The organism is Pseudomonas sp. H1_F01, from assembly GCF_054681425.1.
Window position 1 is genome coordinate 5,153,493 of sequence record NZ_CP162823.1, and the last position, 12,948, is coordinate 5,166,440.

12 protein-coding genes and 1 pseudogene are annotated in these 12,948 nt (G+C 61.5%); 4 read left to right on the forward strand and 9 right to left on the reverse strand.

The features are described from left to right. Nucleotides 1–9: 9 nt before the first annotated feature. Nucleotides 10–1,731, reverse strand: a complete 1,722-nt coding sequence (gene aceK, locus AB4O09_RS23180) for a bifunctional isocitrate dehydrogenase kinase/phosphatase (protein ID WP_003198900.1) — start codon at nt 1,729–1,731, stop codon at nt 10–12. 130 nt (nt 1,732–1,861) lie between these two features. On the opposite strand from aceK, the gene AB4O09_RS23185 reads away from it, so the two are divergent. Then, nucleotides 1,862–2,770 (forward strand): DMT family transporter, encoded by a 909-nt coding sequence (locus AB4O09_RS23185; RefSeq protein ID WP_003198898.1) that lies wholly within the window; start codon nt 1,862–1,864, stop codon nt 2,768–2,770. A 121-nt stretch (nt 2,771–2,891) separates the two neighbouring features. Here AB4O09_RS23185 and AB4O09_RS23190 read toward each other — a convergent pair whose 3' ends face one another. From AB4O09_RS23190 to cysK, 3 genes are all read right to left on the reverse strand, one after another. Continuing rightward, nucleotides 2,892–3,755 (reverse strand): DMT family transporter, encoded by an 864-nt coding sequence (locus tag AB4O09_RS23190; RefSeq protein WP_013692498.1) that lies wholly within the window; start codon nt 3,753–3,755, stop codon nt 2,892–2,894. Between the two features lie 341 nt (nt 3,756–4,096). Next, entirely contained in the window at nt 4,097–5,035 is a 939-nt protein-coding gene (locus AB4O09_RS23195) for an aspartyl/asparaginyl beta-hydroxylase domain-containing protein (protein WP_003198894.1), read from the reverse strand. Nucleotides 5,036–5,260: 225 nt separating this feature from the next. Then, nucleotides 5,261–6,235 (reverse strand): cysteine synthase A, encoded by a 975-nt coding sequence (cysK, locus tag AB4O09_RS23200; protein ID WP_003198893.1) that lies wholly within the window; start codon nt 6,233–6,235, stop codon nt 5,261–5,263. 147 nt (nt 6,236–6,382) lie between these two features. Between cysK and AB4O09_RS23205 the strand changes: the two genes are divergently transcribed. Further along, complete coding sequence (locus AB4O09_RS23205; protein ID WP_003198892.1) at nt 6,383–7,459, forward strand: DUF748 domain-containing protein; 1,077 nt, start codon at nt 6,383–6,385, stop codon at nt 7,457–7,459. Here the strand turns inward: AB4O09_RS23205 and AB4O09_RS23210 are convergent. Together AB4O09_RS23210 and AB4O09_RS23215 are read right to left on the reverse strand one after the other, a co-directional pair. Next, the gene (locus AB4O09_RS23210) at nt 7,456–7,956 is read right to left on the reverse strand and encodes a DUF2442 domain-containing protein (RefSeq protein WP_003198890.1); all 501 of its coding nucleotides are present in this window, start codon (nt 7,954–7,956) and stop codon (nt 7,456–7,458) included. The genes AB4O09_RS23205 and AB4O09_RS23210 overlap by 4 nt on opposite strands. Beyond that, a pseudogene (locus AB4O09_RS23215) lies at nt 7,944–8,057 on the reverse strand (DUF4160 domain-containing protein); the annotation flags it as partial. The gene AB4O09_RS23210 and the pseudogene AB4O09_RS23215, both read right to left, overlap by 13 nt. A 328-nt stretch (nt 8,058–8,385) precedes the next feature. Here AB4O09_RS23215 and AB4O09_RS23220 point away from each other — a divergent pair. Continuing rightward, a complete protein-coding gene (locus AB4O09_RS23220) occupies nt 8,386–9,231 on the forward strand; it encodes an AAA family ATPase (protein WP_003184225.1) in 846 nt (281 codons plus the stop codon). 34 nt (nt 9,232–9,265) lie between these two features. Next, complete coding sequence (locus AB4O09_RS23225) at nt 9,266–10,444, forward strand: vWA domain-containing protein (RefSeq protein ID WP_003198888.1); 1,179 nt, start codon at nt 9,266–9,268, stop codon at nt 10,442–10,444. A gap of 102 nt (nt 10,445–10,546) precedes the next feature. On the opposite strand, the gene AB4O09_RS23230 is transcribed toward AB4O09_RS23225, so the two are convergent. Genes AB4O09_RS23230 through AB4O09_RS23240 form a run of 3 tightly spaced genes read right to left on the reverse strand, consistent with a single transcriptional unit; the run spans nt 10,547 to nt 12,917 of the window. Further along, nucleotides 10,547–11,467, reverse strand: a complete 921-nt coding sequence (locus AB4O09_RS23230) for a 5-oxoprolinase subunit C family protein (RefSeq protein WP_053162039.1) — start codon at nt 11,465–11,467, stop codon at nt 10,547–10,549. Continuing rightward, nucleotides 11,464–12,168, reverse strand: coding sequence for a 5-oxoprolinase subunit PxpB (gene pxpB, locus AB4O09_RS23235; protein ID WP_003198883.1), 705 nt, complete (start codon nt 12,166–12,168; stop codon nt 11,464–11,466). Before pxpB ends, AB4O09_RS23230 begins: the two co-directional genes overlap by 4 nt. Beyond that, on the reverse strand, nt 12,165–12,917 hold the full coding sequence (locus AB4O09_RS23240; protein ID WP_028236987.1) for a 5-oxoprolinase subunit PxpA: 753 nt from the start codon (nt 12,915–12,917) through the stop codon (nt 12,165–12,167). Before AB4O09_RS23240 ends, pxpB begins: the two co-directional genes overlap by 4 nt. Nucleotides 12,918–12,948: the final 31 nt, after the last annotated feature.

Genomic DNA, 12,948 nt, shown 5'->3' on the forward strand with positions numbered 1-12,948 from the left:
CCCAAAGGGTTATTCGTTGTCCAGGTCCTTGCGCCGATACGGGAACACATCGATCACCTTCCCCGCCCGGATCGCCTCTTGCAGGCCTTTCCAATAGTCGGCGTTGTACAACTCGCCGTGCAACTGGTCGAACAGCTTGCGCTGCCCGGCGTCGGCGAACAGGAACGGCGGGAACTCTTCGGGGAAGACGTCCAGCGGGCCGATGGAATACCAGGGCTCGGAGGCCATTTCGTCTTCCGGTGTGCGGGGTTGGGGGATGTGGCGGAAGTTGGCTTCGGTCAGGAAGCAGATTTCATCGTAGTCGTAGAACACCACGCGGCCGTGGCGGGTCACGCCGAAGTTCTTGAGCAGCATGTCGCCGGGGAAGATATTGGCCGCCGCCAGTTGCTTGATGGCCAGGCCATAGTCTTCCAGCGCCTCGCGCACCTGGTCCTGGTTGGCGTTTTCCAGGTACAGGTTCAGCGGCGTCATGCGTCGTTCGGTCCAGCAGTGACGAATCAGCACCGTGTCGCCTTCCACCGACACCGTGGACGGCGCCACTTCCAGCAGTTCCTCCAGGCACGCCGGCTCGAACTTGCTCAGGGGAAAACGAAAATCGGCGAATTCCTGGGTATCGGCCATGCGCCCGACCCGGTCGACGCTTTTCACCAGGCGGTACTTCTCGATCACAGTGGCCCGGTCGACGTTTTTCGACGGCGAGAAACGGTCCTTGATGATCTTGAACACCGTGTTGAAGCCCGGCAGGGTGAACACGCTCATGACCATGCCGCGCACACCCGGGGCCATGATGAATTGGTCGTCGGTGTTCGCCAGGTGGTTGATCAACGCTCGGTAGAACTCGGACTTGCCATGCTTGTAGAAACCGATGGAGGTGTACAACTCGGCGATGTGCTTGCCCGGCAGGATGCGCTTGAGAAAGCCGATGAATTCCGCCGGCACCGGCACGTCCACCATGAAGTATGAGCGGGTGAACGAGAAGATGATCGACACCTGCGCCTCGTCGGTAATCAGCGCATCGATCTGGATACCCCGGCCCTCGCGGTGCAACAGCGGAATCACCAACGGCCATTGGTCCTCACGGGTGTAGATCCGACCCACCAGGTAGGCGCCCTTGTTGCGATAGAGCACTGAAGAAAACAACTCAACCGTCAGCTCAGGGTCCTTGCAGACCCAGTCCGGCAGGTTCTCGCGCAACTGCGCTTCGAGGCGCCGCAGGTCACCCGGCAAGTCGGCGTAGTCCTCGCTGAAACGGTAATCGGCGAACACGCTCGCCAGCATCCGATCCAACTGCCCCTGGGGTTTGTAGGTGCGGGTCTGGGCGGCACGGGCCCGGCGCAGGCTGGGCCGGGTGGTATGGATGAACATGGTGCCGTCGCTGATCAGGTCGTGGCTGAACAACCCGCAGAAGATCGAGTTGTACCAGGTTTCCGACAGCTCATCGTCGAAGCGCAGGTCGATCAGGCTGATGTAGGCGCTCTTGACCAGCGGCCAGCAGCTCACGTCCATCAGGGTTTCGTCATCGAAGGCCTTGTGCAGCCTGGCAACGGTTTCGAAGACTTTTTCTTCATACAAGTTGATGCGCGCCGCCGAAGCCGCTTGCGCCTCCAGCCACAGCGCCTGCTCGAACCGGGCGCGGGCGCCGTCGGTGATCTGCCGGAAATGCTCACGATAATCGTCGAAGCCGTCGAGGATCGAACGGGCGATTTCGATGGCGGGCCATGGCTGCGGCATAGGGTAAACCTCGGCGGGTCATGCTTGTTATTGGCGACTGAGCTTAGAGGCCAATCACGCGGCAACGCAACCATTGCCATCGCTATTCAGGGCGGCGACACTTGCCGCCCAATCAAGGAAGGAATGACTCGTGAACCTCGTCGATATCCTGCGTTTACTGTCACTGGCCGCTATATGGGGCGCCAGTTTCCTGTTCATGCGCATTATCGCCCCCGTCATTGGCACAATCCCCACTGCTTTTTTTCGCGTGTCCATCGCCTTCGTCGGGCTGTTGGTGATCCTGGCCCTGATGCGCGTCGACTGGAATTTTCGCGGCAAGCTCAAAGTCGTGATGGGGCTGGGCCTGATCAACTCGGGCATTCCGGCCACGTTCTATTCGTTGGCGGCCCAGGTGCTGCCGGCCGGTTACTCGGCGATCTTCAACGCCACCACGCCGTTGATGGGGGTGTTGATCGGCGGCTTGTTCTTCAGCGAAAAACTCACCCCAGCCAAGGTCAGCGGTGTCTGCCTGGGCCTGTTCGGCGTCGGCATCCTGACCCGCGCCGGCCCGGTAGCGTTCGACCTGCAACTGCTGATGGGCGCCCTTGCCTGCCTGCTGGCCACGACCTGCTACGGCTTTGCCGGTTTCCTCACCCGGCGCTGGCTCGATCAGCAAGGTGGCTTGGACAGTCGTCTCTCGGCCCTGGGCAGCATGTTCGGCGCCACGGTGTTCTTGCTGCCGCTGTTTGGCTACAGCGTCATCAGCCAACCACCGGCCAGCTGGGGTGGCTGGAGCGTCTGGTTGTCGCTGCTGGGGCTGGGTCTGGTGTGTACTGCGCTGGCGTACATCCTTTATTTCCGCCTGCTCAGTTCCATCGGCCCGGTCAAATCCATGACCGTGACCTTCCTGATTCCGCCGTTCGGCGTGCTGTGGGGGGCGTTGTTGCTGGATGAGCCGTTGGGGATGGCGCATCTGTATGGCGGGGTGTTGATTGCGGCGGCGTTGTGGTTGGTGCTCAAGCCTGGGGTGGTGAAACCGGCTGAGGTGTCTGCCCGGTAATTCATCGGCGCGGCGCAAGATGCCATCGCGGGCAAGCCTTGCTCCCACAAGGACTACACATAACCTGTGGGAGCAAGGCTTACCCGCGATGGCGGTTGCTCAGTCAACGAGCAGCCAAAGCTCAGCGACTTTTACGAAACACAAACACCAACCCCACGATGATCAGCACCATCCCCAGCAAGCTCAACAACGCCAGCCGGTTGCCAAACACCAGGTAATCCATGATCGCCGTCACCGCCGGCACCAGGTAGAACAGGCTGGTGACATTCACCAGGTTGCCGCGGGCGATCAGTCGGTACAGCAGCAATGTCGCCAGCACCGACACCACCAGCCCCATCCACAACACCGGCACGAAAAACCCCGTGCTGTACTCGAAGTGAAACGGTTGGAACGGCACGAACACCGCGCACAGCACCAGCCCGGCCAGGTACTGCACCGGCAGCGTGCCCAAGGGGTTGTCGGTGATGCGCTTCTGCATGATCGAACCGGCCGTCATGCTCACCAGTGCCAGCAACCCGCAGATCATCCCGGCCAGGGACATGCCGGCCAGGCCGATGCCCTGGTACACCACCATGATCAACCCGACCAACCCCAGCATCAAGCCGAACATCCGCGACCAGGAACGCTGCCGTTCCATGAGCACCACGGTCAGGATCGGTTGCACGCCCATCAGGGTTGCCATGACCCCCGGCGTGACACTCATTTGCAGCGCCAGCAGATAAAAAATCTGATAGGCGCCCAGCAGCACCAACCCGGTGGTCGCCGCGTACAGCATCGGCTTGCCGGTCTTGGGCAGCTTGAACTTGAGCAACGGAATCAACAGCACCAGCGCCGACAGCGCAATGGCAAAACGGATCAGCAAAAAGGCGAAGGGAGAAGCGTGGGCCAGGCCCAGCTTGGAAAAGATCGCCCCACTGCTCCACAGCAAAACGAACAGGCTCGTGGAAGCCGCCGCCAACAAGGCGTTTTTGGAAAGGGAAAACATGGATACCACCTGTAGTCAGGCAAAAAGCCAACTCAGCCGAGGCTGAAGTCCAGTAGTTTTTTTCAGGCGGGCACAGGGGATAGGCAACCGTTGCCGATCAGCCCTGAATGCCAACACCCGGCGGTGATACGACGGCGTACACCGATGAGCTACGGACAGGTGGAGGGTATTGACCGATCTGCGCAGGCTGCTGGCTCCCACACGGCACGACGCCAGCGTTGAACGCTGGAACCACGACCGCGATGACAGGGGATGCAGGCATGAGCCGATCTCTTGAAGGAGCGGGTTCGAAAACCCGAAGAGCGCTGACTATAACCAGCGCCCGATGGACAACGCAATATTTAACCGAACAACCAATAGCCAAGCGCCGTCAGCACCACCACTGCCAACACGGGCCGCATCACCCGGTAGGCCTTGGGATGCTTGCGTTTGAATTGCTTGACCCGGCCACTGATGCCGTCGCTGAACGATTTGCTCCAGGCATAGGCCCGGTTGATGCCACCGACGTGTTCATCATCCAGGTTCTGTGGCGCGGTGGCGCGGCCGAGGAACGCGCTGATGGTGCGGTTGAGACGGGTCATCAACCGGCTTTTCAAGGGTCGCTCGACATCACAGAACAGAATCACGCGGGTCTGCGGGGTTTCGTTCTTGACCCAGTGCACATAGGTTTCATCGAACATGACGTCTTCGCCGTCGCGCCAGGCGTAGATCTGACCATCGACGAAGATCCGGCAGTCGTCGGAATTGGGAGTGGACAGCCCCAGGTGATAACGCAACGAACCGGCGAAAGGGTCTCGGTGGGGATTCAGATGGCTGTCACCCGGCAGCAGGGCAAACATGGCGCCCCGGACATTGGGGATCTGGCTGACCAGCGCGACCGTCCTGGGGCACAGCAGCTCGGCCGACGGCAGCGGTTTGTCGTACCACTTGAGGTAAAAACGTTTCCAGCCCTTCTTGAAGAACGAGCCGAAACCCGCGTCGTTGTTCTTCTCGGCAGCGCGAATGTAGCCCTCGTCGAACAGGTGCATGGCCTCATCGCGGATGACTTGCCAGTTGTCCTTGAGCACATCCAGTTCGGGAAACTTGCTGCGGTCCAGGTAAGGTCTCGAGGGCACGCCGGAGAACAGGTACATCAAGGTGTTATAGGGGGCGAACAGCGCCGAGTGGTTGACGAACTGACGCAACACCGGCAAACGCGCCTTGCCACGCAAATGCACATACAGCGTACTGCCCAAAAACAGCAGCAACACCGAGGCCTTGGCGACGAACGAAACGGTCATTTTATAACTCCTTGTCCAAAAACACCTTACGCAACACCACCAGCCCAGCGCAGCGGCCGGCCATGTTATAGATCATGGCCTGGCCAGGAAACCGTCTGGCGCAACATTCACTGTTGAGGATCACGCAATAATTTCCTTCTTACCATGCGTGACCTGAACTGTGGCTGACGCCCGTCAACACCCTTTCCAAATGCGATTTAACCGCCTGCCACATCCTGCAGACAGTTACTGCTGGATCTCCTGCTCGGTAAACAGATCACTGAACAACATGCTCGACAAGTACCGCTCGCCCGAATCCGGCAGGATCACGACGATGGTCTTGCCCTGCATCTCCGGTTTTTCCGCCAGGCGCACGGCCACGGCCATCGCCGCGCCACAAGAGATCCCGCAGAGGATGCCCTCCTCCTGCATCAAGCGCAGGGCCATGGCCTTGGACTCGTCGTCAGAGACCCGCTCGACCAGGTCAACGATCGACAGGTCAAGGTTCTTCGGCACGAACCCGGCGCCGATCCCCTGGATCTTGTGGGGGCTGGGCTTGATCTCCTGGCCCGCCATCGCCTGGGTAATTACCGGCGAAACCTCGGGTTCGACTGCCACCGACAGGATCGGTTTGCCACAGGTGTTCTTGATGTACCGCGAAACGCCGGTGATGGTGCCGCCGGTGCCCACGCCGGCCACCAGCACGTCCACCGCGCCGTCGGTGTCGTTCCAGATTTCCGGGCCGGTGGTTTTTTCGTGGATCGCCGGGTTCGCCGGGTTATCGAACTGCTGCGGCATGAAGTATTTGGCTGGATCGCTGGCCATGATCTCGGTGGCTTTGTCGATGGCCCCTTTCATGCCCTTCGCCGGCTCGGTGAGCACCAGTTCCGCTCCCAGGGCCTTGAGCACCTTGCGTCGCTCAATGCTCATGGAGGCGGGCATGGTCAGCATCAGCTTGTAGCCACGGGCGGCGGCGACGAACGCCAGGCCGATCCCGGTGTTGCCAGAAGTTGGTTCGACGATGGTCATGCCCGGCTTGAGTTTGCCCGAGCTTTCAGCGTCCCAGATCATGTTCGCGCCGATCCGGCACTTGACCGAATACCCTGGGTTACGCCCCTCGATCTTGGCCAGGATGGTCACACCGCGCGGGGCAATGCGGTTGATCTGCACCAGCGGCGTATTACCGATGGAATGGGCGTTGTCAGCGAATATACGGCTCATGGCTGGGTCCTTGATGCAGCGGGAATGTAAGCCTTTAAAGGTATGCCTGTTGCCCATGGGCGTCCAGTTGCACCGAACGTTCCCGTTGTTGCAGCAGTCAATGGCATTAGAAGGCGCTCCCTCAACAAACGCTGGAGACTGACTGACATGAAGCGTCGATACCGTTGGCCATTGTGGGTTTTCGCCGCCATCGCCGCGGTGCTGGTGGCCCTGCATTTCACCTTGCCTTATCTGGTACGCGACTACCTGAACGACAAACTGGCCGACATGGGCGATTATCGCGGCCGGATCACCGACGTGGACCTGGCCCTGTGGCGCGGTGCCTACCGGATCAATGGCCTGGAAATCGTCAAGGTCGACGGCAAGGTCCCGGTGCCGTTCGTCAGCGCACCGCGGGTGGACCTGTCTGTGAGCTGGCACTCGCTGTGGTACGACCATGCGGTGGTCGCCGAGGTTGAATTCGCCCGCGCCGAAGTGAACTTTGTCGACGGCGGCGCCAACCGCCAGAACTCCCAGACCGGCCAGGGCACCAACTGGCGCGAACAATTGAGCAAATTGCTGCCCATTACCCTCAACGAAGTGCGCATCCGGGATGGCAAGGTCACCTTTCGCAATTTCAACTCCAAGCCGCCGGTCAACCTGCGGGCCACCGAGGTCAACGCCAGCTTCTACAACCTGACCAACGTGGTCGACACCAAAGGCAAGCGCGACGCCCGTTTCGAGGGCAAGGCCCTGGTGGCCGAACACGCGCCATTGGAAATGCAGGCCACCTTCGACCCCTTGAGCAACTTCGAGGAGTTCGATTTCCGCCTGCGTGCCAGGAACATCGAACTCAAGCGCCTGAACGACTTCGCCGGGGCTTATGGCAAGTTCGATTTCAATGCCGGCCACGGCGACCTGGTGATCGAGGCGCAAGCCGACAACGGCAAGCTCAGCGGCTACATCAAGCCACTGCTGCGCGATGTCGATGTGTTCGACTGGCAGCAGGACGTGGAAAACCAGAACAAGAACATCTTCCGCTCGGTCTGGGAAGCCTTGGTCGGCACGGGCGAAACGGCCCTCAAGAACCAGCGCAAGAACCAGTTCGCCACCCGGGTGGAACTCAGCGGCAATGTTCACCAGCAGGACATCAGCGCCTTCGAAGCCTTCCTGCAGATCCTGCGCAATGGTTTCGTCGAGGCCTTCAATGCCCGTTATGAACAACCGCCGCCGTCGACCGACTAGGGCTTGCGCGTGACGGTGTAGCGGCCGGGCGCTTCTGCTGCCGCTATTCCCGCTCCATGCTGCAATGAGTCCCAGCCCAGGCATGCCAAGGCCAGCGAACGCGGCACAGCCTCGCGACCGCTGCTGTAGCGAGTGATGCTGCGAGCGCTGACCCCAAGCGCTTCGGCGGCCTTGTTCAAAGACAAGCCGGTGCGGGCGCGCCAATTGATGAAAATGCGGGTATTTTCATCCACGGCGTTCTGCGCCAGTGCATCCAGATAAAGGGTATCGGCACCGATCTGGATATCCGGTTCGGGCCATTCCACGCTCCAGCCATCGTCCCCCAGACTCGCGCCTCCAAACGCGCCCTCTTCAAGCAAAGGCTGCAAGCCCGGATAACGTTGCACATCGGCGCTCATGTCCAGTGTCAGCCGCTGCCCATCAATGAACGTCAATTCGAGACTGAACGGTAATAAGACCTGCACAGCCGACAGCCGCGGCCGTTTCATGGGTAGCATCGTTGCCAATCCTCCAGCAGTTGCGCTTGATGGGCGCTGACCCAGTCCAGCGCTTCCTTGATGATCAATGACAGCGCCCGGCCCGTCATCACTTCGAATGTGGTACCCCTGTGGCGAGGGAGCTTGCTCCCGCTGGGCTGAAGCGGCCCCAAAAGTCTGCGAGCGCTGCGCACTCGAGCGGGAGCAAGCTCCCTCGCCACAAGAGCGGCTGACCGTAAGTAAAAACATGAACCCGGAAGCGTATCGCCAAATTGGCGATACGCAATACTGGCAAGGCGCCGAAACCGAGTCAACATGTGACGCCCCATTCAGAGACTGAATACAGCGTCTGCGTTCACAGTCGGCGGGGCGCCGCGTTATAGTCGGGCACGATATTTATTTAGCGCGCCCCGCCTCGCCAGGCCGGCGACACCGTTCGAGGAATTGCAGATGAAGTTCGAAGGCACCAGCGCCTACGTGGCCACCGATGACCTGAAACTGGCCGTGAACGCCGCCATCACCCTGGAGCGACCATTGCTGGTCAAGGGCGAACCGGGCACCGGCAAGACCATGCTGGCCGAACAACTGGCCGAGTCCTTTGGCGCGCGCCTGATTACCTGGCACATCAAGTCCACCACCAAGGCCCACCAGGGCCTCTACGAGTACGACGCGGTCAGCCGTCTGCGGGACTCGCAGCTGGGCGTGGACAAGGTCCACGACGTGCGCAACTACCTGAAGAAGGGCAAGCTCTGGGAAGCGTTCGAGTCCGAGGAGCGGGTGATCCTGCTGATCGACGAAATCGACAAGGCCGACATCGAGTTCCCCAACGACCTGCTGCAGGAACTCGACAAGATGGAGTTCTACGTCTACGAGACCGACGAAACCATCAAGGCCAAGCAACGGCCGATCATCATCATTACCTCCAACAACGAAAAGGAACTGCCGGACGCGTTTCTGCGCCGCTGCTTCTTCCACTACATCGCCTTCCCCGACCGCGTCACCCTGCAGAAAATCGTCGACGTGCATTACCCGGACATCAAGAAGGACCTGGTCAGCGAAGCGCTGGACGTGTTCTTCGACGTGCGCAAGGTGCCGGGCCTGAAGAAAAAGCCTTCCACCTCCGAACTGGTGGACTGGCTCAAGCTGCTGATGGCCGACAACATCGGCGAAGCGGTGCTGCGCGAACGTGATCCGACCAAGGCCATCCCACCGCTGGCCGGCGCCCTGGTCAAGAACGAACAGGACGTGCAATTGCTCGAGCGCCTGGCGTTCATGAGCCGTCGCGGCACTCGCTGATCCTCTTCGTCTAACAAGAGCGAGGGCGATTGCCATGCTGCTTAACCTGTTCAATGAGATGCGCGCCGCCAAGGTGCCCGTGTCGGTGCGCGAACTGCTGGACCTGATCAACGCGCTGAAACAGCGGGTGATCTTCGCCGACATGGACGAGTTCTATTACCTGTCCCGGGCGATCCTGGTGAAGGACGAACGGCATTTCGACAAGTTCGACCGGGCGTTCGCCGCCTACTTCAACGGCCTGGAGAAACTCGACGATCACCTCCAGGCGCTGATTCCCGAAGACTGGTTGCGCAAGGAATTCGAGCGTTCGCTGACCGACGAAGAGCGGGCACAGATCCAGTCCCTCGGTGGCTTGGACAAGCTGATCGAAGAGTTCAAGAAGCGCCTGGAAGAGCAGAAGGAACGCCATGCCGGCGGCAACAAGTGGATCGGCACCGGCGGGACCAGCCCGTTCGGCTCCGGCGGCTTCAACCCCGAAGGTATCCGGGTCGGCGACGCCGGCAAGCGCCAGGGCAAGGCCGTGAAGGTCTGGGACCAGCGCGAGTACAAGAACCTCGACGACCAGGTGGAATTGGGCACCCGCAACATCAAGATCGCCCTGCGCCGCCTGCGCAAGTTCGCTCGCCAGGGTGCGGCCGAAGAGCTGGACATCGACGGCACCATCGACCACACCGCCCGCGATGCCGGTCTTCTGAACATCCAGATGCGCCCGGAACGACGCAACACCGTCAAGTTGTTGCTGCTGTTCGACATCGGTGGCTCGATGGATGCCCACGTGAAGATCTGCGAAGAACTGTTCTCGGCCTGCAAGACCGAGTTCAAGCACCTGGAGTATTTCTACTTCCACAACTTCGTCTACGAATCGGTGTGGAAGAACAACCTGCGCCGCACCTCGGAGCGCACCTCGACCCAGGACTTGCTGCACAAGTACGGCGCCGACTACAAAGTGATCTTCATCGGCGATGCCGCCATGGCGCCTTATGAAATCACCCAGGCCGGCGGTAGCGTCGAACACTGGAACGAAGAAGCCGGTTATGTGTGGATGCAGCGCTTCATGGAGAAGTACAAGAAGCTCATCTGGATCAATCCGTACCCCAAGGACACCTGGGGCTATACCGCCTCGACCAACATCGTGCGCGAGTTGGTCGAGGACCGGATGTACCCGCTGACCTTGCGGGGGTTGGAGGAAGGGATGCGGTTTCTTTCCAAGTGATCTTTGGTGCCCTTTAGGGCCTCATCGCGAGCAAGCTCGCTCCCACAGGGATCTTGTGTATGACGAAGATCCAGTGTGGGAGCGAGCCTGCTCGCGATGCTTTTAGCAGTCGAGAAAAACGTGCAGGCACTCAACCTGATGCCGATGCGCCACCTCCTGCACCACCGGCCGCAACCGCACCTGCGCCCCCGGCAGGCATTGCGCCAGCCGGGCCAGGGCCAACGGGGTCAAGGCGCCCAGGCGTGGATAACCACCAATGGTTTGCCGGTCGTTGAGCAGCACAATCGGCTGGCCATCCGGCGGCACCTGCACGGCACCGAGCGGGATGCCCTCGGAAATCATCGCCGACCCCTGATACTCCAACGCCGTGCCCAGCAAGCGCATGCCCATGCGGTCGGCGCGACTGTCCAGCGTCCATGGGGTGTTGAACGCGTCGAACAGACTCTGCCCGCTGAACGCACCGTTCTGTGCTCCCAGGATCAAGTCCAGCGGCTGCGCTTGCTGGAAGTCCGGAATCCGTGTGTGCGGCATGGGCCGAGGCGTCACCGCGCCTGAATAGCTCAGGTGCTCGCCGCGACTCAGCGCCCGCCCTCGCCCATCCAGGCCACCGAGTTCCTCACGCACCACCGTCGCCCGACTGCCCAGCACCGCAGGCGCATTGAAACCGCCCGGAGCTGCCAGGTAGGCCCGGGCACCGAGCACGGGCTGGGTGAGCGCCAGCACCTGACCTTTGCGCAAGCTGAAGAAGCGCCACGACGCCACCCCCTGGCCGTCTATCCGTGCGCCCAGGTCCGCCCCGGCCAGCGCCAGCACGCAATCCTCTTCGGCCATCACGGTGAAACCGCCGAGGGTAATCTCCACCACCGCGGCCCCCAGGGCATTGCCGAGCATCCAGTTGGCCCAGGCCATCGACAACCAGTCCGCCGCGCCACCCTGGGTCACGCCCAGATGCCTCACGCCGAAACGGCCGGCGTCCTGCAACAGGCACAGCGGGGTGCTGGCCTCGATCAACAACCGGCTCATGCCTGGGCCTCCAACGGTGTATCGTCGCCACCCAGCGCGATGAATTCGGCATGGTCCACGGGAGCAAAACGCACCGTGTCTCCCGGCTGCATCAGGCTGTAGCCATCGCGCTCGCGATCAAACAGTTTGGTCGGGGTGCGACCGATCAGGTTCCAGCCACCGGGCGATACCACCGGGTACGCCGCGGTCTGGCGCTCGGCGATACCAACGCTGCCCGCTGCCACGCGCTTGCGCGGCGTGTCGAGGCGCGGTGCGGCCAGTTCCTCGTCCACCAGCCCCATGAAGGCAAAGCCGGGAGCGAAGCCCAGGGCAAACACCTGGTACTCGCGTTCGCTGTGGCGGCGGATCACCTGGGCGACCGTCAACCCGCTGCGGCTCGCCAGCAGCTCCAGCTCCGGCCCGACACGGAGGTCGTACCACACCGGCAGCACGTGGCATTGGCCGGCGGACCGGGCATCCGGTGAAAGGTTATTCAACGCCTCGTCGATCAATTCACGAGCCTGCACCGGGTTCAGGGCGAGCAAATCGTAGTGCACCATCAACGTGGTATAGGACGGCACCAGGTCAATCAGATGCTCGGCAAACACCGCTCGCAAACGCTCGCTGGCGGCGAGCATCCAGGGCATGTTGGCCTCGGCGATCTCATCGAACAGGCGCACCATCAAGCAGTCCACTGCCACCACTTCCAAGCGTGGTCTCATGGCGCACTCTGCCGGTCCAGGGCTTCGCGGATGCGTTGCACGGCCGCCACGGAGCTGGCGTTGTCGCCGTGTACGCACAAGGTGTTGGCCATAAGGTTCAAGGCGCTGCCGTCACTGGCGGTCAACGCATCGCCGCGGGCGATGGTCAGGGCCTGCCCGATAATCACCTCGGGATCGTGGTGCACCGCACCCGGCGCTTGCCGCGAAACCAGGCGACCGGCACTGTCATAGGCGCGGTCGGCAAAGGCTTCGAACCACAAGGTCAGGCCGTACTCGTCGCCCAGGGCCTGGGCGGCGCTGTTGTCCCGGGTCGCCATGAGCATCAGCGGCAGTTGCCGATCATAGGCCGCGACGGCCTGGATCACCGCGCGCAGTTGCGCCGGATTGGCCATCATGTCGTTGTACATCGCGCCGTGGGGCTTGACGTAGCTGACCCGCCCGCCTTGCGCCCGGCAGATGCCGTCGAGGGCGCCGATCTGGTAGTGCAGCAAGTCCTGCAATTCCTGGGCACCGTAGGCCATGGAACGCCGGCCGAAGCCAGCCAGGTCCTGATAAGCCGGGTGCGCGCCGATTCGTACGCCGTGGCTCAGGGCCAGGCTGACGGTCTTGCGCATGATGCTCGGGTCGCCGGCATGAAAGCCGCAGGCGATGTTGGCGCAATCGATGAAGGGCATCACCTCGGCGTCCAGACCCATGGTCCAGCTGCCGAAGCTTTCGCCAATGTCGCAGTTCAATAGCAGGCGGCTCACGGTGAACGCTCCTGTAGGTTCTTTCTTTTGA